Origin of the sequence: Paracholeplasma morum, assembly GCF_016907055.1 — a bacterium.
Classification (GTDB): Bacteria; Bacillota_I; Bacilli_A; order Acholeplasmatales; family UBA5453; genus Paracholeplasma; species Paracholeplasma morum.
Genome location: NZ_JAFBBG010000001.1, coordinates 197,757 through 224,534, shown reverse-complemented (window position 1 = coordinate 224,534; position 26,778 = coordinate 197,757). Strand labels below are relative to the sequence as shown.

The window sequence follows — 26,778 nt, the reverse complement described above, 5'->3', positions numbered from 1 at the left end:
CATGTCGAAACTGATTTCAAATAATCCAAAACTTTGGCTCGAGATTAGGGCTCTAATCACAGTAACTGTATTTACCATTATTTATGGTATTGGGGTTGCGTGGTTTCTAGAAGCCTCTTTAGAACCGCTTTATACTGGAGGTATTCCAGGCTTAGGGCAATTAGTGAGAAATATCTTAATAACGCGATTTAACGTGAATGCCGGAAATACGTTTTTAGGGATATTTGTTTTATTGGGAAACATTCCAATTCTTATATTAGGTTGGTTTGGAGTGTCAAAACGATTCACCATTTACTCTATCGTATCTGTCTTAATTCAAACAACAATTTTAGGATTTATTCCGATAGTTGATGTTGGGATTACTGATACTTTCGTCTTAGCTGTAATGGGTGGATTATTAGTCGGTGTTGGCGTTGGTGGAGCACTTAAATATGGTACCTCTACAGGCGGACTCGACATCGTTGCACAGTATTATTCATTGAGACATGGTACAAGCGTCGGTTTCGTATCATTGGTTTTAAATATTACGATTGCATTAGCCGGTGCGCTCGTATTCGGTTCAGCAAGCGTTGCTGCATATACGATCATTCGTATCATTGTATCAACCATTGTTACTGACAAGATTCACACAGCGTATCATTTCTTAAAAGTAGAAATTATTACGCAAAATCCAGATCAATTATGTCAACTTATTTTGGAACAAGTCTATCGTGGTGTAACCCTAAGCAGAGTCGAAGGGGCATATTCGCACCAAGAAAAGACCATGGTTATGGTTGTGATTTCTTCATATGAATTATCGAAGATTCGCAAACTTGTTCAGGATTTTGATCCTAAAGCGTTCATGATTACGCAACCAGTCAAAACCATTCAAGGTAACTTTAAACGCAAAACAATTGTATAGGCTTCTATTGGATTTTAAAACAAATGTTGAAATAAAATGATACTCTTTTATGTTGACATTTATACTTACTTATAGTAAGATATCTTCGGTACGTTTTAAAAGCCCAAAAATAGCCCTTATATCTTACTATAAGGAGAGGAACACAAATGATGAGAACAACAACAATGCCTAACGCACAAACCATTCAAAGAAAATGGTATGTGATTGACGCAGAAGGCAAAACACTTGGCCGCTTAGCGACTCAAGTAGCGTCAGTATTAAGAGGAAAACTAAACACACAATATGCACCTCATGTAGACTGTGGAGATTATGTTATCGTTATTAATGCAGAAAAAATTGAATTAACAGGGAAAAAGTGGAACGATAAGATCTACTACCAACACAGTGAATACGCTGGAAGCTTGAAAGAAACTAAAGCGAAAGACTTAATGGCTAAATTCCCAACAAGAATGGTTGAAAAAGCAGTTCAAGGTATGTTACCTCATACTACATTAGGTAGAGATATGTATAAGAAATTATACGTATATGCAGGTAATGAACACCCACACATTGCACAAAAACCAGAAAAGTTGGAGGTATTATAATATGGCAAAAGTCGTTCAATATTTAGGTACAGGCCGCCGCAAAAGCTCAGTTGCAAGAGTAATTTTAACTTCAGGTTCAGGTAAGTTTGTTATTAACGGACGTGAATTCGAAGAATATATTCCTTCAGCAGCTACACGCCTTGACGTTTTACAACCATTAGCACTAACTGAAAATGAAGGTCGCTTTGATGTGTCTGTAAATGTTTATGGTGGAGGCATCACTGGACAAGCTGGAGCAATCCGTCACGGTATCACTAGAGCACTTCTTGAAGTAAACCAAGAGTTAAGATTAACGCTTAAACCTGCTGGTTTAGTAACAAGAGATCCACGTGCTAAAGAACGTAAAAAATACGGTCTTAAGAAAGCTCGTAGAGCTTCACAATTCTCAAAACGTTAATTTTGGTGGGCAATCATGTGATTGCCCTTTTTTTTCTTGTTTATATGGATTAATTATATTATAATTATATTTGCGAAAGAGGGTTTTTGTATGAAAGTACGCGTTAGATATGCACCAAGCCCAACGGGATTATTACACATTGGTAACGCTAGAACTGCAATTTTTAATTACTTATATGCCAAGAGTCATGATGGCGATTTTATTATTCGTATTGAAGACACGGATATTAAAAGAAATGTTGTTGGTGGAGAGCAATCACAACTCTCTAACTTAAGTTGGTTAGGATTAGATTGGGATGAATCCCCAGACAAAGGTGGCGCTTATGGACCTTATCGTCAATTAGAGCGTTTAGACCTTTACAAAGAGTATGCTCTAAAGCTATTAGAAATGGGTTATGCCTATAAAGAGTACAAAGAAGGATCGACTAAATTTGCGATTCGTTTTAGAGTGCCTGAAAATAAAGAATATGTCTTTAATGACTTAGTTAGAGGCACCTTAAGATTCCAATCTAAAGAAGTAGAAGACTGGATCATGGTTAAGGATAACGGGATTCCTACCTATAACTTTGCGGTTGTTATCGATGACCATTTAATGGCGATTACACACGTTTTAAGAGGTGAAGAACACATTACTAATACCCCTAAACAAATGATGGTTTATGAAGCCTTTGGATGGGATATACCAACATTTGGACACATGACAATCATTGTTAATGAAAAGAAAAAGAAGCTATCCAAACGTGATCACTCTATTGTTCAGTTTATACAACAATATCGCGAATTAGGCTATCTACCAGAAGCTTTGTTAAACTTCATTGCGTTACTTGGATGGAGTCCATCTATCAATCAAGAAATTCTATCACTTGAAGAAATCATTCAAAACTTTGATTCCTCAAGATTATCTAAAGCACCAGCAATGTTTGATGTTCAAAAATTAGCTTATATCAATAAGGAATACATTAAGAAAATGTCTCATGAAGACTTCGTGGAATTATGTACACCTCATTTAGAAAAAGCTAACATTGATGTGGCAAACAAAGAATGGGTAAGTGATCTATGCTCACTACTACATGATAGAACGGTATATGGGGCGCAAATTGTTGAGTTACACCATGAGTTCTTCCATCAAGCTTTTGTGGTAGAAGATGAAGCGATTGAATTCTTGAAACAAGAACCAAATGCTTTAAATGTGATCAAAGCATTTAAAGAAGGTTTAACTCAAAGTGATTTTTCAGCTAATGCAATCAAAGATCTAATTAAAGAAGTAGGTAAGGGATTAGAAGTTAAAGGTAAGTCCTTATTCATGCCATGCAGAATTGCGACTACAGGTATCTTACACGGCCCAGACCTACCTAAATCATTATCGTTACTAGGTAAAGAACTTGTCCTAGATAGAATCGAAAAAACTTTAGAATTAATGGAGAATTTTTAATGAAGAAACTATGGTTAATCATCGCTTTGTTTGCAACTACTTTACTAGTAGCTTGCCAATCGACATCCAAAATTAAGATTGAGATTATTAATTTACAAGCACAACGTACATCTATGTCGTTTGATTTAGAAGTTACTGACCCAGATGAAGAATTAACGCCTAATTTGATTACAGTTGTGATTTACTATGATGGAAAAGAAATCACACGTAAATCACCATCATTATCAAACGGTGAATATTCGGTCACTTTTGATGGTTTAAGCATTGGATATACTTACACAGTGAATGTATATGCAAGTTACGATGGAAAGAATCATAAGATGGCTTCATCCAAAGGTACAACAACCACATTGGGTGGATCAGAGACAGAACCAAAACTTATCCAAACAATAGATGATTTTAAAAACATTAAAAACGACTTAACAGCTTACTATAAACTAATGAACGACTTAGACTTTGAAAATGCAAACTTCCAAAATGCTTTAGGATCTAGCGCATTCAATGGTAAGTTTGATGGTAACGGCAAAACCATTAAGAATTTGAAGATGGAAGCCTTAACCACATACACAGGTTTATTTGGTTATAATAAAGGTACCATTAAGAACTTAGTGATTGAGAATGTTACATTAAACTTGAAATCAAGCAGCCAATACATCGGAATTCTTTCTGGTAGAAATGCTGGTATTGTCGAAAATGTTACCCTTAAAGACTCAAGTTTCACTACCGTGTTCTCAAGAACTGGTGAAATCTTTTTAGGGGGTCTAGTAGGCTATTCAGAACCTTCAAGTCAAATTAAAGATACAAAAGTTGAAAACCTAACCATGTCTGTTACCACATCTGGAAGAACAGAACCATATGTAGGGCTATTAGTTGGCCGTGCGAAAGCTTCAAAAATCAGCAATGTAGAATCTAGTGGAACGCTAACCGTAAACTCGTCAGATACCAGCTATATTGGTGGATTAATCGGTTCACTAGATAATGATTATCAAGTTAAATCTAAATTAGAAAATGCTAAGTCAACTGTAGACATTACAGTGGATGTTACTGTAGCAATCACTTTAATCACTGAGAATAAAGTAGATGCTCCAGCAAGCGTTTATGTAGGTGGATTACTAGGATCTAATCGTAATAGTGATATTTATTATGCTTATGCAAATGCAGATATTTTAATTAAAAATCTTTCAAACAATGCCGTAATTCAATCAGATGATGACCAATTAGCAGTTGGTGGTCTTATTGGTTCATCCAATAATGTAGTCACTGAAGGACTAGCAACAGGATCCATCACTCTAGGTGAGGTAGGTAAAGAAGTGGTTACTGCATTTGAAGATATCTATCTTGCAGGCTTAATCGGCTATCAAGCACCTGATAGAATATCAAAAAGTGTATCATTAAACTTTGATATCAATGTGATTGGAACTACCCTAGATACATTAAGAGTTTCAAACGTCATTGGTAATAATGTGACTGCAAACGCTGCGTATTTTGGTGGGACACTTCAAATTAACGACGTCTCATATGAAGGGCAAATCGTATACAATTTCGCTAATGACACAATTGTTACACTAGACAATCTTGAGTTAGATGGGGAAGCCTTAGAAAGTTATTTTGAATCTGACTTTGTTAACGCAATCCTAGATCAAATTTTAGTTAATTAACACAAAATTATTAACCCCATGTTTTATCCAAGCGTTTGGAAAACATGGGGTTTTATTTATCCTTGAAAAACGGATTTAAAAATTATATATAAAGATATATATAATTAGATACTTTACCCAAAACCATCCTGTGGTACAATAACTCTAAAGAGGTGCTAATATGAAGATTTCCAAAACCGGTTTTACCAATATTATTAGATGTTCTAGATATGCTCCACTAGAAGAAATCTATCGTAAAAAACGCAATGCTCTAGTTACTTTTTCTGACAACATGGACGATTTAATGACTTCAGAAAATCTTGCGAAAACAGAGTTACTGCTTAGTGACATGTACGATGAAAATGACGAAGACCTCATTGAAAAAGAAGACATTCAATTAAACGCGATGATGCCCTACTATAACGCAATAGAAGGATTAACTGCAAATGCGGTTAAAGGGAAGTTTAGTGGTGAATTCACGTTTAACATGTTAGATACTTATAAACAAAAGAAGTTCGAGATGGAAAAGAATGGGTATTACTTTTACTGCTTTCTGGATGGCTATTTAGAAGAAGAAAATCACTTTAGAATCTTTGAAACTAAGGCAACCACTTCTAGAAAATATTTAGATATGAAGCATGAAAAAGAATCGATGTTTGCTTTCTCGCCTGAAGGCATTTTAATGCTTACAAAAGATTTGGGATTCTCAGTAGATGATAAGTACGAGAAGAAATTAGATAAACTATTAGACCGATTTTCAGACGTTGGTAGATATGTTTATGACTTAGCATTTCAAAGGTATGTGATTGAGCATTCCAAAGATACGCCTAATAAGCCAGGTAAGTATTACCTAGCTGTTTTAAATAAAGACTATGTGTTTGATGGGACATACGACCTAAACAACCAACCAGTCTATCAAGATAACATCATTGTTTTTATCGATTTTACATCAATCACAGAACGGTATATGCCGATTATAGAAGCGGATATGAATGTGGTAATTGATCACCTTAATACAATGAATGCTAACCCTGTACCTGTTGGGAAGCACTGCCAAAGAAAAGACCGTAAGCAATGTCAATTCTATGATATTTGCTGGAGTCATGTGCCTGCTAAGAATAGCATATTAACCTATCTTAATAACCATCACGGGTTTACCGATACAACTGGAGAAAAACACGATAGATATGATTTAATCAACGAAGGTGTTGTTAATGCACTGGATATTGATGAGTCTTGGTTAACTAGAGAAAACAACATCATACAAAGACGTGTGATTGAATCCGAGGAACCATATTACAATTACCGAAAGATAAGGGAAGGAATTCATGAACTAAGGTACCCAATTTACCATTTAGACTTTGAATCATTTCCTTGTCCACTGCCTAGGTATAAAGGCGAAGTCCCTTATATGCAGTCTTTATTTCAATACTCAATACATGTCGAACGCACGCCCGGCGTATGTGATAAAGAACGCGATCATTATGGCTTCCTAGCTAAAGATCATGATGATCCACGCGAGGCTTTAATTAAAGGAATGATCGACGTCATTAAGCCAGACGGAGGCTCTGTTTTAGTCTATAACATAGCGTTTGAAAAAACACGTATAAATGAGTTAGCTAGGCTATTTCCTGCATATAAAGAACGCTTGCTTGACATCGCAGATAGACTGTTTGATTTAATGGACATTGTTAAAGGAAACACCAAACTGTATAAGAACTTAGGGTACGATGAAGAAGAGGCAAAAAAGATCAATTATTACCATACAGATTTAAACGGCTCCTATTCAATTAAAAAAGTCTTGCCATTATTTTCTAATTTAACCTATAAAGGGATGCCAATTGGAAATGGATCAGAAGCATTGGTAACATACTCATTATTCCCAAAAATGGATCCTAAAACATTCGAAAGAAACTACCGTGATTTGAAGAATTATTGTAAACAAGATACATGGGCGATGGTTGAAATACTTAATGAACTTCGAAAGACTGCAGGCATTAGATAATCCCTTTAGAAAGACAATACTCAAAAACGCCTAAAAACTTGTGTTTTTGAGTATTATTATTTATAATATAATAATAATGAGGTGGAAATTTGAAATTATTCAATACGTTATCTGGTGAGAAAGAAGTTTTTAAGCCAGTTCATGAAAATAAATTAACCATGTATGTATGTGGACCAACTGTCTACAACTACATTCACATAGGAAACGCAAGACCAGTTGTGTTTTTTGATGTTGTAAAGAGGTATTTCACTTATTTGGGCTATCAAGTTACGTATGTTTCGAACATTACGGATGTTGATGATAAAATTATCGAGGAATCTCAGAAGTTAAAAATCGATGAGAAGGTTTTAACACAAACATTTACAGACGCATTCATCAAAGACTCGATTGCTTTGGGCAGTGAACTTCCAGATTTAATGCCAAAAGCAACCAACTACATCGCAGATATGATTTTCTACATCAACGATTTAATTGAGAAAGGCTATGCCTATCATAGTGGAGATTCAGTGTACTTTAGAGTAACTAGAATCAAGGATTATGGTCAATTGAGTAAACAAGTTTTAGAAAACTTAAATGTCGGTGCAAGGATTGAGCTGGATAGTCAAAAAGAAACACCATTTGATTTCACATTGTGGAAGCAAACCTCAGAAGGGATTGCGTTCGATTCTCCTTGGGGGAAAGGCAGACCTGGTTGGCATACAGAATGCGCGGTCATGAACCATACGATTTTCAATCACAAAATAGATATTCATGGTGGTGGATCTGATTTGAAGTTCCCGCACCATGAAAATGAAATGGCTCAAAGTTGTGCGCATGACAACCATGAGTTAGCAAACATTTGGATGCATGTCGGTAGACTCAATTTTGGCGATCAAAAAATGAGTAAGTCTGTTGGCAACATCATTTTAGTCAAAGACTTATTAGAAAGCTATGAATACCAATCATATAGACTCTTATTGTTGTCTCACCATTACAGACAGCCAATCAATTATACAGATGAACTGATGAAACAGTTTGATAACGAATGGCAACGAATCAAAAGAGCGATGAAACAAGCGTTCTTGGAGATTTCTGTAAACAAACACAATCAAGTGGATCTCAACCTAGAAGCTCTAGAACAATTTAAATCTGCCATGGATGATGACTTTAATGTTGCAAACGCATTAAGCGTCATTTATGAACAATTGAAAAATATGAATCGTTCAAAAGACGTAAAAGAGATTGCGATAGGCTATCATACCATCGCTTTAATGTTACGCATTCTTGGAATCGAACTCGATTTGATGCCTTTATCCAAAGAACAAATCGAGCAGTACTTAGCTTGGCAACAAGCCAGAGCTGAAAAACGATACCAAGAAGCCGATAAACTTAGAATCCAACTTGTTGAAATGGGTGTCCTTTAATGGAGGCGCACTTACTTAATGGCGTTGCCCTAGCATATATTGGGGATGTTTATTATGAATTATCGATTCGTAAGTACCTGCTTTCATTGGGCATTACTAAAGTTAACAGTTTGCATAAAAAAGCAATTCATTACACTTCTGGGGTAGCACAATCTAAAATCATTATGACTTTGATTAACGAAGGTACGCTCACAGAGGAAGAAACTAACTATTTCAAAAAAGGCCGTAATGCCTCAGGACCAGGCAGAAAAAACATTGATATGGAAGACTATCAAAGATCAACTGGTTTTGAAGCACTCATTGGCTATTTGTATTTAAAAGATATCAAACGTGCAGATGAAGTCATTGAATTATCGATTTCAATCGCCAACAGGGAGGTGTAATCTGATGGAACAAGTCAAACCTAAATCCAAGAAACATGAAGTTACAGAAGTTATTGAAGTAATTCGTCACGATCCTGACTTAACAATCGGATTGACCTATGAAGAGGTTGAACAACGAATTCATGCAGGGATGTCCAATAAGGTTTCTTCAGGTAGTTCAAAGACAATCAAAGCGATTGTACTTTCGAACGTCTTAACGCTTTTTAACCTATTGAATATTGGGATTGCGACATGGTTGATTACCATTGGCGCATTCAAAGATTTGTTTTTTGTTGTCATCATTTCACTTAACGTTGGTATTGGTATCTATCAAGAAATTAGAGCTAAGAAAACCATTGATAAGTTGAGTCTTTTGTCTGCGCCAACTGGTTCAGTTATTCGCGATAAAGAAGAACAAGAAATCATGATTCAAGATTTGGTATTGGATGACATTCTTAAACTATCAAGCGGTAAGCAAATTAGTGCTGACTGCGTGGTAAGAAGTGGCTCAATCGAAGTAAATGAGTCCTTATTAACAGGTGAATCCGATCCTATTTTAAAAAAACCTGGTGATGAGTTATTAAGTGGTTCATTCGTTGTCTCCGGACACTGTTTCGCTCAAGTGACTAAAACAGGTAAAGAGTCCTATATCGAAAACCTATCAAGACAAGCTAAGAAATATCGTAAACCTAAATCAGACTTATTGAAGTCTTTACGTATGGTCATTAGAACCGTTGGGTTACTAATCGTCCCAATTGGCGCCGTGCTTTTCTGGATGCAACTTCAAGGTGGGGCAACGTATCAAGAAGCTGTAAGAGGAACCTCTGGTGCGGTTGTAGGGATGATTCCTTCAGGATTATTCTTATTAACTTCAACAACCTTAGCCGTTGGGGTATTACGACTTGCTCAAAATAACACACTCGTTCAAGAACTTTATTGTATCGAAATGTTAGCTAGAATCGATACTTTGTGTTTAGATAAAACGGGTACCATCACGGATGGGACAATGGCTGTGAAAACAGTCATTGAATACGTCAATGCTTCAGGAATGCCAGTTAAAAAGGCGATTCCGACAATGATGGCTTCTCTAGAAGAAAAAAACCTCACTTCAGAGGCTTTAGAACTAAAATTTGGAACTGCCAGAAAAATCAAAACAACCAATGTGATTCCATTTTCAAGTTCAAGAAAGCTCTCTGCAGTTGAATTTGATAAATATGGAACCTTCGTATTAGGCGCACCGGAGTTTGCATTAAAAGGTGAGGCCTATAAAGAAATTTCTCAGGATGTTGAAAAATACTCAAAAGAAGGCTATAGAGTATTAGCACTTGCCCATTCAAAAAATGGCATTGATCAAGATAAACTCCCATCAGATGTTCAAGCAATTGGTTTGATCATTATTGAAGATACCATTCGTCCAGATGCGATTTTGACCATTGAATACTTTAAGACACATGGTGTTGATGTAAAAGTTATCTCTGGTGACAATCCAATGACGGTTTCGCATATTTCCAAACGTGCTGGTATTGATGATGCGGATAAGTACATTAGCCTAGATGGTATGAGTGATAAAGATGTTATTCGTGCTGCCGATAAATACACGGTATTTGGGCGTGTTTCCCCAGGTCAAAAGAAACTTTTAATCGCATCACTTAAACAAAGTGGTAGAACGGTCGCAATGACTGGCGACGGTGTTAATGACATCTTAGCCCTAAAAGAGGCGGACACATCCATCGCTATGGCTTCAGGTAGTGAAGCAGCGAGAAACGTCAGCCACTTAGTTTTAATGGATTCGAATTTCTCATCCATGCCAAAAGTAGTTAATGAAGGAAGACGCGTTATCAACAACGTCCAAAAGGGTGCTGTATTATTCTTAACGAAGACAATATTCTCCTTCATGTTAGCGATTATTGCGATATTATCCAAAGGGTCATATCCAATCACTACTTCTCAATTATTCATGATTGATTTCCTTGTAATTGGTATTCCGTCCTTTGTGATTGCACTAGAGCCTAATACCAATCAGGTTAGAGGTAAATTCTTGATGAACGTCTTGAAGAGGGCATTACCTGGTGCGATTGTAGTTGTATTAAACACACTTGTGATATTCGCATTAACACCGATATTAAACATTGACAAAACACAATCTTCAACCTTAATCGTTATTTCTGCGACATTTACTGGGTTTATGGTTTTATTACGTGTATTAAGACCATTTACAGGAACAAGGAAAATTCTATTTACAGTAATGTTCAGCTTATTCATCGTAGCGGTTATTGTCTTCCCGGATTTCTTTGAGTTTAACTCATTGTGGAAAGATTATTTCACTTCGGGAACTGGTGAATTGGTCTCAAGGTTACCGGTGGAGCAATTCTTGTTATTAATTGTTTTACTACAAGCTTCATACCCACTTATGACTGTTGTGTCTTCAATACCTGGATTTATTAGACAACAAATCAAGAACATATTGATGAAACTTGCAAACATTTAAAGTAAAAAAAGTAAAAAGAGGGTATATATGATTATATATGGAAAAAATACAGTAAAAGAAGCAATTGTAGCCAAGAGAGCGATCTATAAACTCTTTTTAGACGAAAAGAAAACCGATCAGAAGTTGATCAATTTTATCAACTCAAATAAGCTATCCTTTGAATTGGTTTCCAAACACGAGCTCAATACGATGACTGACAACCAAAACCATCAAGGGATTGTTGCAGATGTCGAACCTTATCGATATAAGGATTTAGAGTTTTTATTTGATGGAAGCAAGAAAAAAGTACTCATCCTTGATCAAATCGAAGATCCACATAATCTAGGCGCTATTTTAAGAAGTGTTGAAGCAACTAAAATTGATGCAGTTATTCTTCCTAAAAATAGAAGCGTAGAGTTAACTGCAACAGTAGCTAAAACAGCAGTTGGTGCATTAGAATACGTGAATGTTATCCAAGTGGGAAATATCAATCAAACCATAAACAAGCTTAAATCAAACGGATTTTGGGTGATTGGTACAGACATGCACGCAGATAAAACTTATAAACAAATCGATACCTCCGTAAGTATTGCTGTAATTATCGGCAATGAAGGGGAAGGTATTTCACACTTAACTAAACAATCATGTGATTACTTAGTTAATATCCCAATGAAAGGCAAAGTGAATTCATTGAATGCCAGTGTTGCCGCAGCACTGATTCTATATCAAATTGCAGATCTATAAAGGAGACATATGAATTATAAAGCCTACAATGACTACGAACTGATCTATTTGGTTCGTGATCAACAGGACATGATGGCTTTAGAGATTATGTTTGAAAAGTATGATAAATTCATACACAAGAAAATCAGTCAGTTTTATGTTTTTGATAGTGAGCGTGAGGACTTTCATCAGGAAGGCTTAATCATGCTACATAAGGCCATATTGACGTTTAAGGAAAGCTTCAATAAAACCTTCTTTAAATACTTTGAGACCATACTAGAACGAAAGTTTATCAATCTGACTAATAAAAGAAAGAAATATTACAACCAAATAGATACATTGATTGACGAAGCTAGAAGGGCGCCCTTATTCATAGAGGAAGAACCCAAAGAATATTTTAGACCTTTATGCTTCAAGAGTCCTTTAGAGGAAGAAATCTACCGTAGTTACTATCTTAATCAAGAATCGATTTCTAGCATTGCAAACCGCACAAATTTAGCATCTAAACAAGTTTATAATGCAATTTATCGAATTAAGAAAAAACTATCACAATCTATGTAAATAGGGTATAATATATTGACTAAGTCATTTGTAAATGTTAAAATACATGTGCAAATGACCACAAAGGTGGTTTTTTTATGCGAGAAAAAGTGATTTTAATCTGTGAGGAATGCTTAAGTAGAAACTACACAACAACTAAGAACAAACAAACTCAAAAAGAGCGTTTGGAAATTAAGAAGTTCTGTGTAAAGTGCAATAAACATACGACTCACAAAGAAAGTAAATAGGAGGCTTCTTATGGCAGTAAAAGAGAAAAATACAGAAAAGAAGAGTAAGATTGTTGAGATTTTAACAACGGATTATCCATGGGAAAATCTATTGTTAGGTGTGTTAGCGTCTTTATCTTTAGCACTATCTATCATGATTTTAAGTGGAATATTGAGCACAAAAGATGGCCCAATTCCTATTATTTCTGATTATCCTAATTTATTCGCAGGAATCTTATTAGGGATTTCTATCCTAGGTTTATTATTGGTTATCTACCCATTCTTTGTTCCAGCATTACCAGAACTAAAGAAAATGTCATGGGCATCATGGAAAACATTCGCTGATGCTGGTGTTCGTGTCTTAGTATTCGTTATATTTTTTGCGTTATTATTCTTCTTATATGATTTATTATTAGCGAACATTACGGGGAGCTTATTTGAATGATTAATCCTCGCCGCTGGTATATCGTGCAAACCTATTCTGGCTATGAATCTTCAGTCAAGGAAGACTTGGAAAGAAGAATCGAGTCAATGGGGATGCAAAACCTTATTTTCCGTGTGGTGTTACCAGAAGAGCATTATACTGAAAAAGACAAGAATGGTAATGTAAAAGAGAAAGTTCGTAAAATGTTCCCGGGTTATGTATTCGTTGAGATGATTATCACAGACGATTCATGGCACGTGATTAGAAATACACCGAAAGTTACGGGATTCTTAGGGTCTTCAGGTGGTAGAACAAAACCAGTTCCACTTCCACAAGAAGAAATTAATCAAATCCTTCTTAAGGTTGGAATCATTGAAAAACCTACGTTTAAACACGCTATTGGTGATCGTGTCGAAATCATTGGTGGACCATTTGCTGGTCAAGCTGGTGATGTCGTTTCCTTTGATAACCAAAAAGAAACAGTTATTATTGCAATTGAAATGTTTGGTCGTGGAACACCGACTGAATTCTCATTTGACCAAGTAGGCAAAGTTATATCAAAATAAAAACACCTCGCGGTGTTTTTTTATTTTTGAGTTTTGATCTTGTAAGCATATCCGTTAGCATCTTTGAACAATACTACATCATTGTTTGAAGTAGCGTTGTCCAAAGGATTGATACGGTTAAGAAGTTGTTCTCTGACCTCATTAGCTTCGGTCTCAAGCACAATGTATTTTAACCCAAGATTCTTATCGTCAAATACGGTTGGAACACGCCAAGTGTTTAATGCGATGTGATGATGGTATCTTTGACTAGACATGAAATATGCTGATGGCACTTTCGCAATCGTATCGTATCCAAAAACCGTTTCATAAAACTTCACTGCATCTTTTAAGTTTATTGTGTGTAAGTGTATATGACCAATAATGGTATTAGAGTCGATAGAGTAAAACTTTTTAGCCATACGTAAATACTCATCATATGGGAATGGATAGTTTTGAAGCCTTTCTGGATGTGCTTCAATATCATCCCAAGCATCAGGCTGTGTGTCAAAATACAACTCGATGCCGTTGCCTTCTGGATCATCTAAGTATAGTGCATCACTTACAGTGTGGTCTGCGCCACCTGTCATAGGGTACTTTTGTACTAAGATATGTCTGAATATGCTAGCTAAAGCTTCTTTAGAATTGAACAAATAGGCTACATGGTATAGTGCAACGTTTGTACTAACACTGTTTGTTTGATAAAGTTCTAATAGAACATCTTTTCCATTAGCCGTAAAACTAGCAAAACCTTCTTTTGATTCGTGTAACTTAAATCCTAGGATATCTTTGTAGAACTGGACCATTTTTTTGAGATCCTTGACGTTTAAAGCGATTGATTTTGGATAAATCGCCTGATTATTATGGTATAATGACATGGTATCACCTCTATACACCACTTATTATAATAGTTCGAAATCGAAATATCAAAACATTTGCTCAAGGAGGCTTTTATGAACATAGACAAGATGATTATTCAAATAGAAGAAGCTACAAAAACACACCTTAATCATCCATTTAAAATAGGAATATTACCCAACGATGGAAACATTATTTTGGGATTTCCAGAAGCAATACTAGACTTTGATGATTTGGGATTTAAAATATATACATTTGATGGTTTAGTAAAGCTTACTTACATAGGTGATTTTTATGAAATTAAGTATAGCGATATTATTGAAATTGAACTGGGAAAATACAACTTCAAAGAGAGGTATATGAAGGTCATTTTGAAGGATGAAAGGTTTGTTGCGTTTAACTATTCTTTAAAGCGTAATAAATACCCATATCATGCGATAAACGTCGACCGCTTCTTCAATAAGATTGAGTCGTTAAGCGGAACATCAAATAATGTTGTTGACAAAGTCGAAGACTAATGATAAAATACAAAGGCGTGTACGGATACACCGAAGTGGAAGGATTACTGATTAGTATTCCGTTGACCACATACTCATAGGATAAAGGAGGTTGTGTCACATGGCTAAAAAAGTCGTAAAAGTTGTTAAATTACAAATTGCAGCAGGCAAGGCAAATCCAGCGCCACCAGTTGGACCAGCACTAGGTCAAGCAGGCGTTAATATTCCTCAATTCTGCACTCAATTTAATGAACAAACAAGAGACAAAGCAGGTTATGTCGTTCCAGTGGTGATTTCAGTTTATGATGATCGTTCATTTACATTTGTTTTAAAAACACCACCAGCAAGTGACTTAATCAAAAAAGCGGCAAACATTCAAAGCGGTTCAAGTAACGCTAAGAAGAATAAAGTGGCAACTATCAAACGCGATAAGCTAAGAGAAATTGCAACAATTAAGATGCCAGATTTAAACGCATACACTGTTGAAGCAGCGATGAACATTCTTGAAGGTACTGCAAGAAACATGGGCGTTGTAATCGAAGACTAATTTGTCTTCACGTTTTAAATAATTTAGATATCATCATCTAAATTGTGGGAGGATATCCCGCTAGACCACATTTTAGGAGGAAACAATATGAAAAGAGGAAAGAAATACGTTGAAGCTGCAAAGCTAGTTGACAAAAATGTCAAATACTCAACAGCTGAAGCGTTTGACTTAGTTGCAAAAACATCCACAGTGAAGTTTGATGCAACCGTTGAAATTGCTTTTCGTTTAAACATTGACCCACGTAAGGCTGAACAAAATCTTCGTGGTGCCATTGTATTACCTCACGGAACCGGTAAAACTCAACGCGTAGTAGTTATTGCTCGCGGTGAAAAAGCAAAAGATGCTCAAGCAGCAGGCGCTGACCATGTCGGTGATTCTGACTTGATCCAAAAAATTGCTGGTGGCTGGTTCGATTTTGATGTCATGGTAGCTACACCAGATATGATGGCTGAACTTGGTAAATTAGGTAGAGTTTTAGGTCCAAAAGGCCTAATGCCGAACCCTAAGACAGGTACAGTTACTATGGATGTAACAAAAGCTGTTCATGAAATCAAAAATGGTAAGATCGAATACCGCGTAGACAAAGTTGGTAACATTCAAGCCCCAATTGGTAAAGTATCATTTGGAGTTGAAAAACTAACAGAAAACGCGAAAGCAATTTATCAAACAATGAATCGTCTAAAACCAACTACTGTTAAAGGTGTATACATGAAGAATATCACTGTATCATCTACAATGGGACCTGGTATTCGCCTTGATGAAGAATCATTAAAGGCATAATTTAAAAACTTAATACTGCCAAAGACAGTAGGTGCCCATGAGCTTAATTTCCTACCGAGGAAATTAACTTGTGAATTTTTAACCCTCTTTTGTCTTGGCATTGAGGGTTTTATTATTAAAAAAATAGGAGGAAACCAGATGAACAACGCTATTTTAGAGCGCAAAAAGAGTCAGGTAGATCTACTGGTTGGAAGAATCCAAGAAGCAAAAACGATCGTTGCTTTTGATTATCCAGGTTTATCAGTTAAAGATTTTACTGAACTTCGTATCGAATTAAGAAAAAATGGATGCGATGCGACAGTTTACAAAAACAATATTGCTCGTCGTGCTGTTGCTTTAACAGGACATGCCGAAATTGCTGAATTCTTCGTTGGTGCTAAAGCTATCGTTTTCTCAAATGATGACGTAGTTGCACCTGCGCGTGTTATTTATGAATTCGCAAAGACACACAAGAACGTTTCTATGAGCACTGGTATCATTGAAGGCAAAACTGCATCAGTTGAAGAACTATATGCACTTGCTACATTACCATCATACGAAACATTACTTACTCAACTTGCAGCTGGTATGTTAATGCCAGTGCGCGAATTAGCAATCGGATTAAACATGATTGCTAATCCAGAAGAATAAGCCAATTATTAAAAACAAACTTATAAGGAGAATATAACAATGGCAAAATTAACTAAAGCAGCTTTTATTGAAGCATTAAAAGAAATGTCAATTCTTGAAATCAAAGAATTAGTTGACGGTTTAAAAGAAGAATTCGGTATCGATCCAACTGCAGTATCAGCAGCTCCAGCAGCAGCTGCAGCAGTAGTTGAAGAAAAAACTGAATTTGATGTAATCTTAAAGGGATTCGGCGCTAAGAAATTAGACGTAATCAAAGTTGTTCGTGAATTAACTGGTCTTGGATTAGTTGAAGCGAAGACTATGACTGAAACTGCAGGCGCTGTAGTCAAAGAAAAAGTTAAGAAAGAAGACGCTGAAGCAGCTAAAGAAAAATTAGTTGCAGCTGGCGCAGATGTTGAAATTAAGTAATTAACAACATATGTTAAACCTGAGTATACCTCAGGTTTTTCGCTTTACAAATGAGGATAAATAATGAGTGGACAATACTTTGATAACAATCCAAGTCTAAAGCACGAAATTAGAAGCTATCAGTTCAAATTTAACGGTAATATTTACCGTTTTTTGACTGATAGCGGAATCTTCTCAAGAGATTATTTAGACTTTGGCAGTGAGACGTTAATTAATGCATTTACTTATGAAGATAAACCATTTAAAGCGCTTGATTTAGGGTGTGGATATGGTCCAATAGGCGTATTGATGTCAAAAAAATACCCTAAGGTAAGTCTTACGATGAGTGATGTGAATGAACGCGCTTGCGAAATTGCTAAGGTTAATACGAGAGAAAACAAAGTAGAAGCGCTTATTATACCTAGTGATGGTTATACCAACATCCATGATCAGTTCGATGTTATTTGGTTAAACCCGCCGATTCGAGCTGGGAAAGAAGTTATCTATCGTCTCTATGAAGAATCGTATAACCACTTACTACCAATGGGTGAATTTTGGATTGTGATCCAGAAAAAACAAGGGGCAGAATCTTCACAAAAACAATTAAAAAACTTATTTGGAAACTGTGAAGTAATCAAGAAAAATAAAGGGTATTTCATATTGAAATCTCAAAAGATTTGAAAATTTTATTGACATATATGAATATATGTGATAATATAGTAAAATGCAAAAAGATGTATTGATTATATATAATATAATGCATCGGCTCGAAGAAAGATAGGAGAGTGGCTATATGGGATATCGTACAGTGCAGTACGGTAAGAAAGCAGTTAGACGCAACTACTCGAAAATGCGTCATGAGATTGAATTGCCAGATTTGATCGAAATTCAGACTAAATCGTTTGATTGGTTTGTTAATGAAGGGCTCGCAAAGCTTTTCGAAGATATTTCGCCTATCGAATCGTATAATGGTGATTTCAAACTGTACTTTACTAACCACCGATTTGAAGAACCTAAGTATGACATTATCAATTCAAAGATTAGAGACACAAGTTATTCAAAACCACTGTTTGTAACAGTAAGACTTGAAAACGTACTCGCAGGGACCGTTATTGAAAAACAACTCTTTATGGGTGATTTCCAATACATGACTCCAGTCGGTACTTTTATCATTAATGGTGCTGAACGTGTCGTCGTCTCACAAATTGTTCGTTCTGCTGGGGTTTATTACACAAGTGATTTTGACAAAAAGACGAATACACATCGTTTCTTATCTCAAGTCATCCCAACTCGTGGTGCTTGGCTAGAATATGAAATGGGTGCAAAGAATATATTTTACGGTAAACTTGACCGTTCTAAGAAAGTTTCTTTAACAGCTTTACTTCAAGCTTTCGGTTTTGACGGCATCGAAGAAATCAAGAAATTATTCCCAACCTATAAGAAAATGTTGGATGAAACTTTCAAAAAAGATGAAAAAGAAGGCATCATTTCCAGTGATGCTGCTATCGAAGATTTATATGCAAAACTAAGACAAGGTGAAAAAATTCCTGTCTCAGCTGCCAAAGAGTTCGTAAGAACCCGTTTATTTGATCAAAGACGTTATGACTTAGAAGAAGTTGGACGTTACAAATACAAACAAAAGCTGGATGTTGTTTCGCGCTTGATGACCATTGCACAAGGTATTACAGCGTCAAACCAACCTGCTATATACCGTTATGCTCAAGACATCATTGATCCAATCACTAAAAAAGTATTGATTGAAAAAGACCAAATCGTGGATGTTGAATCCATTGAAGTAATCAAGCAAAACAAAGCTGCTTTAAGAAAAGTAATTCTTTCTAAAGAAGCAAGCTTACAAAATGAGTCTGAAACAGAAGTGTTCGGTATTAAAACATCTGACTTATTCGAACAATACGCTAAAGAAGACATTCTTTTCATGCCAGCAGATTCTAAAGATGTTGGCTTACTCGTAGCTGCTCGTACTAAGATTACACCTGAAATCAGAACCTTATTATACAAAAACAGAAACAATATCATGTTCCAAAGGAAAGATGAACATGGCACAGTTGTTTATGAAAAAGATGGTAACAAGGCAAAACAATTATTAGAACTTTATGGAAAAATTGATGGTGTTACCCCAATTGAGTACAAAAAAGAAATCATTGTTGAAGAAAACATTGTTAACTTAATTTCTGGTGAAATCATCGTTGAAGCTGGCACACCATTAACAAGTGATGTTAGACATACATTGTTGATGAACCGCGAAGGCTTAACGTATCAATCACTAAGATACTTACGTACATTTGTTGAAAAAGACATTCTATTAATGGATGATTCTGTATTATTCTACGAAGGTACTGAAGTTACTGATGAAGTTTATCATCAAATTTATGCAAACAAAATCAACCTTAAGTCTATTGAAGATTTAAGATATACTACTGTTTACGCTAAGTGCGACATCGATATTCTTGAAGATTATAGACGTCACGAAACAGCTGAAGTAGCAAAAGACCACAAACCTATCATTTATGCCGGTTCAGAAATCACAGAATCCAACCTTTTAGACCTACAATTCCATAGAAACAAACTAGATGAAAACGTCATCAAGTACTTCTTGGTATCAGGTAAAAAATATGAATTCTTCAGAAAAGAATCTGAACGTCGTGCATCTTATGTTGAATCTGTATTGGTTAAACCAGCGACTGGCGATTCTAAAGAAGTCATCGAAATCATTGGACATGACTCTAGAGAATCTAGATTACACATTACAGTTTCAGACATCATTGCCTCTGTTTCTTACTACCTAAACCTATACGATGGTGTTGGTAAGACAGACGACATTGACCACTTATCCAATAGACGCTTACGTTTAATTGGGGAACTATTAAAGAATCAGTTCAGAATCGGTTTAGCTAAACTTGAGAAGAACATTAAAGATAAGATGTCTACAGCTGATGCTAGAGAAGCAAGCCTTCAATCTCTTATCAATATCAAACCATTAACTGCATCACTTAAGGAATTCTTCGGAAGCTCTCAATTGTCTCAGTTCATGGATCAAATCAACCCACTTGCTGAGTTAACTCAAAAGAGAAGAGTTTCTGCCCTAGGTACTGGTGGTCTTGCAAGAGACAGAGCCGGCGTCGAAGTTCGTGACGTTCACGAATCTCACTATGGTAGAATCTGTCCAATTGAAACACCTGAAGGTCCATCAATTGGTCTGATTTCATCTTTAGCATCTTATGCTCGTGTAGATGAATACGGATTCATTCAAACACCATACTTAAGAGTAGATAAGTCCAATCCAAAACGCCACGTCGTTACAGATGAATTTGTATACTTAACAGCGGGTGAAGAAGAACAATTCGTTATTGCTTCTGCTGACATTCAACTAGATGAAGATGGTGGTTTCCAAACAGAAACAATTATTGGACGCTTTATGGGTGAAACGAAGGCATTCCCGTCTTCAAGAGTAGATTTCCAAGACGTATCTCCAAAACAAATTGTATCGGTTGCGACTTCATCGATTCCATTCTTGGAACACGATGATGCCTCACGTGCCCTAATGGGTGCGAACATGCAACGTCAAGCAGTTCCACTATTAATACCGGATTCACCAATTGTTGGTACAGGTATTGAACACAGAGCCGCAAAAGACTCTGGTAGTGCGATTGTCTCTGGCGTTGAAGGTATTGTTGTGTATGCCGATTCAAGAATCATCAAAATTGCGATTAAACCAGAAGCGTCACTTAAGACACCTCGTGGCAAAGTAGTTTATGATAAGGACCAAGCATTTAACTGGGAAGCTTATGATCAAATTAGACAAGCTAAGATGACAGATCTTCTTAAGGTTGAAGCATATCCACTTACTCAATTCTTGCGTTCTAACCAAGACACTGCGATTCTCCAAAAACCAATCGTTTCAATTGGAGAATATGTTCAAAAAGGTGATGTAATCGCTGATGGACCATCCATTAGTAAAGCTGAACTTGCCCTAGGAAGAAACGTTGTAGTAGCGTTTATGACTTGGGAAGGTTATAACTATGAAGATGCCGTCATCATGAGTGAAAACTTAGTCAGAGATGACGTGTACACTTCAATTCACATTGATGAACATCAAATTGAATGCCGTGATACCAAACTTGGTAAAGAAGAAATCACAAGAGAAATTCCAAACGCATCTGCGGATGCTCTAAAATATCTTGATGACAGAGGTATCGTAGTTTTAGGTACTGAAGTTAAAGAAGGCGACATCTTAGTTGGTAAGATTACGCCAAAAGGACAAACTGAACCAACACCAGAAGAAAAACTTCTACAAGCAATCTTTAATGAAAAAGCTAGAGAAGTTAGAGATACTTCATTAAGAGTACCTCATGGTGGTGGCGGGATTGTTCAATCCATTCAATACTTCTCGAAGTCTAATGGCGATGAACTCGGGCCAGGCGTCAACGAGGTTATTCGTGTCTATATCGTTAAGAAACGTAAAATTAGCGAAGGTGACAAGATGGCCGGAAGACACGGTAATAAAGGGGTTATCTCTAAAATTCTTCCAAGAGAAGATATGCCGTACATGGCAGATGGAACACCTATTGATATCATGTTAAACCCACTTGGGGTTCCTTCACGTATGAATATCGGACAAATCTTAGAAATCCATTTAGGTATGGCTGCTAAGAAGTTAGGTGTTAAAGTGGCAACACCAGTATTTGATGGACTTACACAAGCTGACTTAGCTGATATTATGGCTGAAGCTGGCATGGCTCCTGATGGAAAACAAACATTGTACGATGGCCGTACAGGCGAACCTTATGAAAATAGAGTTTCTGTAGGTGTCATGTATATGATCAAGTTATCCCACATGGTTGATGACAAGCTACATGCTCGTTCTGTTGGACCATACACACTCGTTACCCAACAACCTATGGGTGGTAAAGCCCAAAATGGTGGACAACGTTTCGGGGAAATGGAAGTTTGGGCACTCTATGCTTATGGTGCTGCTCATACACTTAAAGAAATTCTTACTGTTAAGTCAGATGATATCATCGGACGTAACAAAGTATACCGTGCGATTACCGATGGTAAACCAATTCCAGATTCACACATTCCAGAATCCTTCCGCGTATTGACTAGAGAGCTTCAATCTTTAGGTTTATACGTTGAATTAATTGATGCTGAGACTGGTGAAAATGAAGTTAATAAATCACTGGTAGATCAAACCAATCCGTTTGAAAGAAAAGGGGGATTCTAACATATGGCAAAAGATAAAAAAGTCCTTGTTGAAGATTTAAAACTCTCTTCAGAAACAAAAGAATATTTAACCCTTTCTGGTATTGATACCCTTGAGGATTTCAATACATTCACATTAAAAGAATTAAGACTATTATTAAAGACAGAGGCTGCTTTCGATGAAGTGGCAGCCAATGTCTTAAAGAAATATCAATTGCCTGTATTAGTTGAAAACCTAGCTTTATCGAAAGAACTAGAATCAGCTTTAGAAGAAATCAATATTTCTGAAACAAAAGCCTTATTAGCTTTAAATGCCGAACAACTACATGATGTAATTGCACATGATGGGTTATTATATGATGAATTAGAAGTGATTTATGCTATGTATGGCGTCAACATGCCAGATAAGAGCGAACTTGTTCATCACCATGAACATGTTGAAGCTACCTTAGTAGAGGAAGAAGTTAACACACCTATTAGTGTAGATGCTTTCGTTAAAGCGGCACTTCTAAAACCAAAACCAAAAACTTACGGTTCAACTGACTATTCTCATTTAAAGATTAGATTAGCTTCTCCTGAAGAAATTAGAGCATGGAGCTATGGTGAAGTCTTAAAACACGAAACCATTAACTACCGTACTTTAAAACCTGAAGAAGGCGGACTATTCTGCGAAAGAATCTTCGGTCCAACCAAAGATTACCAATGTCTATGTGGTAAAAAACGTAATTTAGATAAGGGTCAAATTTGTGACAAATGTGGTGTTGAAATCACAGAATCCAAAGTTCGTAGAGAACGTATGGGACACATTGAACTTGAAGCACCAGTTGTTCATACTTGGTACTTAAAGAACTCCCCATCTAAGATTGCCTTACTATTAGACATTAAAGCTAAAGAACTTGAAGAAGTTGTTTATTTAGCAAGTTATATTGTTACAGATGCTGGAGATACACCACTCACTAAGAAACAAATCTTATCTGAAATGGAATACAACCAATACTATGAACAATATGGCAACAAGTTCAAAGCGATGACTGGTGCTGAAGCGATTAAAAAGCTTTTACAAGATATCGACTTAGACAAAGAAGTTAAGAGCTTAAGAAAGAAACTTAAATCCCCTTCTAAACAAAAACGCGACCGTGTTATCAAACGTCTAGAAGTGGTTGAAGCTTTCAACAACTCTGACAACAAACCAGAATGGATGGTACTGGATGTACTACCAGTTATTCCACCAGACATTCGTCCAATGGTTGCCCTAGATGGTGGCCGTTTCGCAACCACTGACCTTAATGACCTTTACAGACGTATTCTTAACAGAAACAACCGTCTAAAACGTCAAAAAGAACAAAATGCACCTCGTTTAATCATGAAGAATGAAAAACGTATGTTACAAGAAGCGGTTGACGCTTTAATTGACAACGCTAAACGTGGTAAAAAAGCGGTTGTTGAAAGAAACAGACACTTAAAATCACTATCAGATATGTTACGTGGTAAACAAGGTCGTTTCCGTCAAAACTTACTTGGTAAGCGTGTTGACTTCTCAGGTCGTTCAGTTATTATCGTTGGACCGGACTTAGAGATGTATCAATGTGGTATTCCAAGAGAAATGGCGATCACATTATTCAAACCATTCGTATTAAGAGAACTTACAAAACGTAAAGAAACCATCCAAGCAGCTAAACGCTCATATGAAGCATTAGATGACGATGCATGGAGTGCATTAGAAGCGGTTGTAGTAGAACATCCAGTATTACTTAACCGTGCCCCAACTCTACATAGACTAGGTATTCAAGCATTTGAACCTAAACTAATTGAAGGGAAAGCAATCCGTCTTCACCCACTTGTTACAACAGCATTCAACGCCGACTTCGACGGTGACCAAATGGCGGTACACGTACCGTTATCACACGAAGCTCAAGCTGAAGCTAGACTCTTAATGCTTGCTTCAAACAACATCCTTAACCCTAAAGATGGTAAACCAGTTGTTACCCCTTCACAAGACATGGTTTTAGGTAACTATTACTTAACTATGACTCGTAAAGGCGAAGATAATGAAGGCCACTTCTTTACAGGATTTAACGAAGCTTACATGGCTTATAAGAACAACATCATTACTTTACATACACAAATTGTATTTGATCCAAAATCGCTTAACAGCGCGTTCACTGAAGAACAACGCAATTCGTATTTGGTTACAACACTTGGTAAAGTAATTTTCAACAACATCTTACCAGAATCATTCCCATTCTTGAATGAACCTTCAGAAGACAACCTATTAAACAAGACACCAGATAAGTTCTTTGTTAAGAAGGGTCTAAATGTTAGAGAATACATTAAGAATATGGAAACGCCAAAGGCATTTGGTAAGAAGTATCTAAGTTTAATTATTGCGGAAGTATTTAAACAATTCCAAATCAATGAAACTTCTAAGATGCTAGACAAATTAAAAGACTTAGGATTTAAATACTCAACTGTAGCTGGTATTACCGTATCTGCTTCAGACATGGTTGTTTATTCTAAGAAACAAGAAAGACTTAGCGCAGCAGAAGCCAAAATTACTCAACTAGATGAGTTCTTCGATGACGGTGTATTAACCGAGAGCGAAAGACTTAAACTCGTTGTCGATGAATGGACAAAAGCTGGTGCTGACATTCAAGCAGGCGTTATGGACGAATTTGATAAGACAGGTCATATGTATATCATTTACGATTCAGGAGCCCGTGGTAACAAATCAAACTTCGCCCAACTATTAGGTATGCGTGGTCTGATGACTAACCCATCAGGGGAAACCATCGAAATTCCAGTTAAAGCATCCTTTAGAGAAGGATTATCCGTATCAGAATTCTTTATTTCAACCCACGGTGCCCGTAAGGGTTCTACCGATACAGCCTTAAAGACAGCTGAATCAGGTTACTTAACAAGACGTTTAGTTGACGTATCGCAAGACGTTATTGTTGATATTGAAGACTGTGGCACTGAAAAGGGCGTTGTAATGGAAGCAGTTAAGGATAATGACGGTAAAGATACAGTCGCGTTATATGACCGTATTATCGGCCGTTATACTTCTCAATCCATTATCCATCCAGAAACTAAAGAAGTCTTACTTGAAGCTAATAAGTTAATTACAAACGAACTTGGCGAAATGATTGTAAATGCAGGTGTTACTGCAGTTGAAATCAGAAGCGTGTTAACATGTAATTCAGTTAATGGTGTATGTAAGATGTGTTATGGTAGAAACCTTGCTACAAACAAATCTGTTGAAGTCGGAGAAGCAGTCGGTGTTATTGCCGCTCAATCAATCGGTGAACCAGGTACACAGTTAACCATGCGTACATTCCACACCGGTGGGGTTGCCTCTGCATCAGATATCACAGCCGGTCTTCCACGTATTCAAGAATTATTCGAAGCGAGAAAGCCAAAAGGTCAAGCTGTTATCACAGAAGTTAACGGTAAGATTAAGTCTATTGAATCCTCTAAGAATGGCTTTATGGTCACTGTAATTTCTAACCAAATGAAAGACGGAGAACCTAAAGAATACAAGTATACTTTAGATTCAAGCGCTCAATTGTTAGTAAAACGTGGACAAGCTGTTAAGGCTGGAGATAGACTAAATAAAGGATCTATCCATCCAAAAGAATTATTAAGAGTAGCTTCTGCTGAAGCTGTTCAAAAATATATCGTCGAAGAAGCTCAAAAAGTATACCGCTCACAAGGGGTAGAAATTGGCGATAAGCACTTTGAAATCATTGTTAACCAAATGTTAAGAAAGATCACCATCATTTTTGAAGGTGATACAGAATTACTACCAGGTTCTAAAGTATCAATTGCTGAATTCAAGAGAGCAAACCTTAAAGCAATTAAGAATCGTTTAAGACCAGCGGTTGGACAACCTGAATTATTAGGTATCACACGCGCGTCTCTACAAAGTGATTCATTCTTATCAGCTGCATCCTTCCAAGAAACAACACGTATTCTTACAGATGCCGCAATTCATGGTAAGACAGACGAACTACATGGCTTGAAAGAAAATGTCATCATCGGTGGATTAATCCCTGCTGGTACAGGTATCTTGAAAGAAAAGTTCTTCCACTATGAAAAACCAGAGTACGACGACGAAGAATTAGATATTGCTTAATATAAAATCGCATAGCGCGGGCATTATGCTCGCGCTATGATATTTTTATGTTAAATCCTATAAAAATGGTTGACAATAAAT

The 26,778-nt window shown here is 36.5% G+C and carries 23 protein-coding genes and 1 other annotated feature; of the genes, 22 read left to right on the top strand and 1 reads right to left on the bottom strand.

The window, feature by feature from the left end; all coding sequences use genetic code 11:
- The first annotated feature begins 1 nt into the window (after position 1).
- From JN09_RS01030 to nusG, 14 genes are all read left to right on the top strand, one after another.
- Positions 2–901, top strand: coding sequence for a YitT family protein (locus JN09_RS01030; RefSeq protein WP_204431943.1), 900 nt, complete (start codon positions 2–4; stop codon positions 899–901).
- 149 nt (positions 902–1,050) lie between these two features.
- Complete coding sequence (gene rplM, locus JN09_RS01025; protein WP_204431997.1) at positions 1,051–1,485, top strand: 50S ribosomal protein L13; 435 nt, start codon at positions 1,051–1,053, stop codon at positions 1,483–1,485.
- A 1-nt stretch (position 1,486) separates the two neighbouring features.
- A complete protein-coding gene (rpsI, locus tag JN09_RS01020; protein WP_204431942.1) occupies positions 1,487–1,882 on the top strand; it encodes a 30S ribosomal protein S9 in 396 nt (131 codons plus the stop codon).
- A gap of 90 nt (positions 1,883–1,972) precedes the next feature.
- Positions 1,973–3,313: a glutamate--tRNA ligase gene (gene gltX, locus JN09_RS01015; RefSeq protein WP_204431941.1), complete on the top strand. Its 1,341-nt coding sequence runs from the start codon at positions 1,973–1,975 to the stop codon at positions 3,311–3,313.
- Positions 3,313–4,971 carry a hypothetical protein gene (locus tag JN09_RS01010; protein WP_204431940.1) on the top strand — a complete coding sequence of 553 codons (1,659 nt, stop codon included), beginning with the start codon at positions 3,313–3,315 and terminating at the stop codon, positions 4,969–4,971. Before gltX ends, JN09_RS01010 begins: the two co-directional genes overlap by 1 nt.
- A 160-nt stretch (positions 4,972–5,131) precedes the next feature.
- Complete coding sequence (locus JN09_RS01005; protein WP_204431939.1) at positions 5,132–6,955, top strand: DUF2779 domain-containing protein; 1,824 nt, start codon at positions 5,132–5,134, stop codon at positions 6,953–6,955.
- Positions 6,956–7,044: 89 nt separating this feature from the next.
- Complete coding sequence (cysS, locus tag JN09_RS01000; protein ID WP_204431938.1) at positions 7,045–8,358, top strand: cysteine--tRNA ligase; 1,314 nt, start codon at positions 7,045–7,047, stop codon at positions 8,356–8,358.
- A complete protein-coding gene (locus tag JN09_RS00995; protein WP_204431937.1) occupies positions 8,358–8,741 on the top strand; it encodes a Mini-ribonuclease 3 in 384 nt (127 codons plus the stop codon). Before cysS ends, JN09_RS00995 begins: the two co-directional genes overlap by 1 nt.
- 4 nt (positions 8,742–8,745) lie before the next feature.
- Entirely contained in the window at positions 8,746–11,208 is a 2,463-nt protein-coding gene (locus tag JN09_RS00990) for an HAD-IC family P-type ATPase (protein WP_204431936.1), read from the top strand.
- A 27-nt stretch (positions 11,209–11,235) separates the two neighbouring features.
- Complete coding sequence (gene rlmB, locus JN09_RS00985) at positions 11,236–11,931, top strand: 23S rRNA (guanosine(2251)-2'-O)-methyltransferase RlmB (RefSeq protein ID WP_204431935.1); 696 nt, start codon at positions 11,236–11,238, stop codon at positions 11,929–11,931.
- Positions 11,932–11,940: 9 nt separating this feature from the next.
- Entirely contained in the window at positions 11,941–12,471 is a 531-nt protein-coding gene (locus JN09_RS00980; RefSeq protein ID WP_204431934.1) for a hypothetical protein, read from the top strand.
- A gap of 77 nt (positions 12,472–12,548) precedes the next feature.
- On the top strand, positions 12,549–12,698 hold the full coding sequence (gene rpmG / locus JN09_RS00975; RefSeq protein ID WP_204431933.1) for a 50S ribosomal protein L33: 150 nt from the start codon (positions 12,549–12,551) through the stop codon (positions 12,696–12,698).
- Positions 12,699–12,708: 10 nt separating this feature from the next.
- Positions 12,709–13,122, top strand: coding sequence for a preprotein translocase subunit SecE (secE, locus tag JN09_RS00970; protein ID WP_204431932.1), 414 nt, complete (start codon positions 12,709–12,711; stop codon positions 13,120–13,122).
- On the top strand, positions 13,119–13,667 hold the full coding sequence (gene nusG / locus JN09_RS00965) for a transcription termination/antitermination protein NusG (protein WP_204431931.1): 549 nt from the start codon (positions 13,119–13,121) through the stop codon (positions 13,665–13,667). Before secE ends, nusG begins: the two co-directional genes overlap by 4 nt.
- A 20-nt stretch (positions 13,668–13,687) precedes the next feature.
- On the opposite strand, the gene JN09_RS00960 is transcribed toward nusG, so the two are convergent.
- On the bottom strand, positions 13,688–14,521 hold the full coding sequence (locus tag JN09_RS00960; protein WP_204431930.1) for a VOC family protein: 834 nt from the start codon (positions 14,519–14,521) through the stop codon (positions 13,688–13,690).
- 75 nt (positions 14,522–14,596) lie between these two features.
- On the opposite strand from JN09_RS00960, the gene JN09_RS00955 reads away from it, so the two are divergent.
- From JN09_RS00955 to rpoC, 8 genes are all read left to right on the top strand, one after another.
- Entirely contained in the window at positions 14,597–15,019 is a 423-nt protein-coding gene (locus JN09_RS00955) for a hypothetical protein (RefSeq protein WP_204431929.1), read from the top strand.
- Positions 15,020–15,119: 100 nt separating this feature from the next.
- Positions 15,120–15,545, top strand: coding sequence for a 50S ribosomal protein L11 (gene rplK / locus JN09_RS00950; RefSeq protein WP_204431928.1), 426 nt, complete (start codon positions 15,120–15,122; stop codon positions 15,543–15,545).
- Between the two features lie 87 nt (positions 15,546–15,632).
- Positions 15,633–16,325 carry a 50S ribosomal protein L1 gene (gene rplA / locus JN09_RS00945; protein ID WP_204431927.1) on the top strand — a complete coding sequence of 231 codons (693 nt, stop codon included), beginning with the start codon at positions 15,633–15,635 and terminating at the stop codon, positions 16,323–16,325.
- Positions 16,326–16,447 (top strand) — a sequence feature (ribosomal protein L10 leader region).
- Between the two features lie 16 nt (positions 16,448–16,463).
- Positions 16,464–16,955: a 50S ribosomal protein L10 gene (rplJ, locus tag JN09_RS00940; protein ID WP_204431926.1), complete on the top strand. Its 492-nt coding sequence runs from the start codon at positions 16,464–16,466 to the stop codon at positions 16,953–16,955.
- Positions 16,956–16,994: 39 nt separating this feature from the next.
- Complete coding sequence (gene rplL / locus JN09_RS00935; RefSeq protein WP_204431925.1) at positions 16,995–17,363, top strand: 50S ribosomal protein L7/L12; 369 nt, start codon at positions 16,995–16,997, stop codon at positions 17,361–17,363.
- A 63-nt stretch (positions 17,364–17,426) separates the two neighbouring features.
- Positions 17,427–18,023: a class I SAM-dependent methyltransferase gene (locus tag JN09_RS00930; RefSeq protein WP_204431924.1), complete on the top strand. Its 597-nt coding sequence runs from the start codon at positions 17,427–17,429 to the stop codon at positions 18,021–18,023.
- 112 nt (positions 18,024–18,135) lie between these two features.
- A complete protein-coding gene (gene rpoB / locus JN09_RS00925; RefSeq protein WP_204431923.1) occupies positions 18,136–22,587 on the top strand; it encodes a DNA-directed RNA polymerase subunit beta in 4,452 nt (1,483 codons plus the stop codon).
- A gap of 3 nt (positions 22,588–22,590) precedes the next feature.
- On the top strand, positions 22,591–26,697 hold the full coding sequence (rpoC, locus tag JN09_RS00920) for a DNA-directed RNA polymerase subunit beta' (RefSeq protein ID WP_204431922.1): 4,107 nt from the start codon (positions 22,591–22,593) through the stop codon (positions 26,695–26,697).
- Positions 26,698–26,778: the final 81 nt, after the last annotated feature.

Excerpts from the sequence above, each read along its gene's own strand:
- JN09_RS01010 (WP_204431940.1), top strand. The coding sequence starts at position 3,313 with ATGAAGAAACTATGGTTAATCATCGCTTTGTTTGCAACTACTTTACTA.
- secE (WP_204431932.1), top strand. The coding sequence starts at position 12,709 with ATGGCAGTAAAAGAGAAAAATACAGAAAAGAAGAGTAAGATTGTTGAG.
- JN09_RS01030 (WP_204431943.1), top strand. The coding sequence starts at position 2 with ATGTCGAAACTGATTTCAAATAATCCAAAACTTTGGCTCGAGATTAGG.
- nusG (WP_204431931.1), top strand. The coding sequence starts at position 13,119 with ATGATTAATCCTCGCCGCTGGTATATCGTGCAAACCTATTCTGGCTAT.
- rplL (WP_204431925.1), top strand. The coding sequence starts at position 16,995 with ATGGCAAAATTAACTAAAGCAGCTTTTATTGAAGCATTAAAAGAAATG.
- rpsI (WP_204431942.1), top strand. The coding sequence starts at position 1,487 with ATGGCAAAAGTCGTTCAATATTTAGGTACAGGCCGCCGCAAAAGCTCA.
- gltX (WP_204431941.1), top strand. The coding sequence starts at position 1,973 with ATGAAAGTACGCGTTAGATATGCACCAAGCCCAACGGGATTATTACAC.
- JN09_RS00980 (WP_204431934.1), top strand. The coding sequence starts at position 11,941 with ATGAATTATAAAGCCTACAATGACTACGAACTGATCTATTTGGTTCGT.
- rplK (WP_204431928.1), top strand. The coding sequence starts at position 15,120 with ATGGCTAAAAAAGTCGTAAAAGTTGTTAAATTACAAATTGCAGCAGGC.
- JN09_RS00990 (WP_204431936.1), top strand. The coding sequence starts at position 8,746 with ATGGAACAAGTCAAACCTAAATCCAAGAAACATGAAGTTACAGAAGTT.
- rpoB (WP_204431923.1), top strand. The coding sequence starts at position 18,136 with ATGGGATATCGTACAGTGCAGTACGGTAAGAAAGCAGTTAGACGCAAC.
- rpoC (WP_204431922.1), top strand. The coding sequence starts at position 22,591 with ATGGCAAAAGATAAAAAAGTCCTTGTTGAAGATTTAAAACTCTCTTCA.
- rplA (WP_204431927.1), top strand. The coding sequence starts at position 15,633 with ATGAAAAGAGGAAAGAAATACGTTGAAGCTGCAAAGCTAGTTGACAAA.
- JN09_RS01005 (WP_204431939.1), top strand. The coding sequence starts at position 5,132 with ATGAAGATTTCCAAAACCGGTTTTACCAATATTATTAGATGTTCTAGA.
- rplM (WP_204431997.1), top strand. The coding sequence starts at position 1,051 with ATGAGAACAACAACAATGCCTAACGCACAAACCATTCAAAGAAAATGG.
- JN09_RS00995 (WP_204431937.1), top strand. The coding sequence starts at position 8,358 with ATGGAGGCGCACTTACTTAATGGCGTTGCCCTAGCATATATTGGGGAT.
- rplJ (WP_204431926.1), top strand. The coding sequence starts at position 16,464 with ATGAACAACGCTATTTTAGAGCGCAAAAAGAGTCAGGTAGATCTACTG.
- rpmG (WP_204431933.1), top strand. The coding sequence starts at position 12,549 with ATGCGAGAAAAAGTGATTTTAATCTGTGAGGAATGCTTAAGTAGAAAC.
- JN09_RS00960 (WP_204431930.1), bottom strand. The coding sequence starts at position 14,521 with ATGTCATTATACCATAATAATCAGGCGATTTATCCAAAATCAATCGCT.
- JN09_RS00930 (WP_204431924.1), top strand. The coding sequence starts at position 17,427 with ATGAGTGGACAATACTTTGATAACAATCCAAGTCTAAAGCACGAAATT.
- JN09_RS00955 (WP_204431929.1), top strand. The coding sequence starts at position 14,597 with ATGAACATAGACAAGATGATTATTCAAATAGAAGAAGCTACAAAAACA.
- rlmB (WP_204431935.1), top strand. The coding sequence starts at position 11,236 with ATGATTATATATGGAAAAAATACAGTAAAAGAAGCAATTGTAGCCAAG.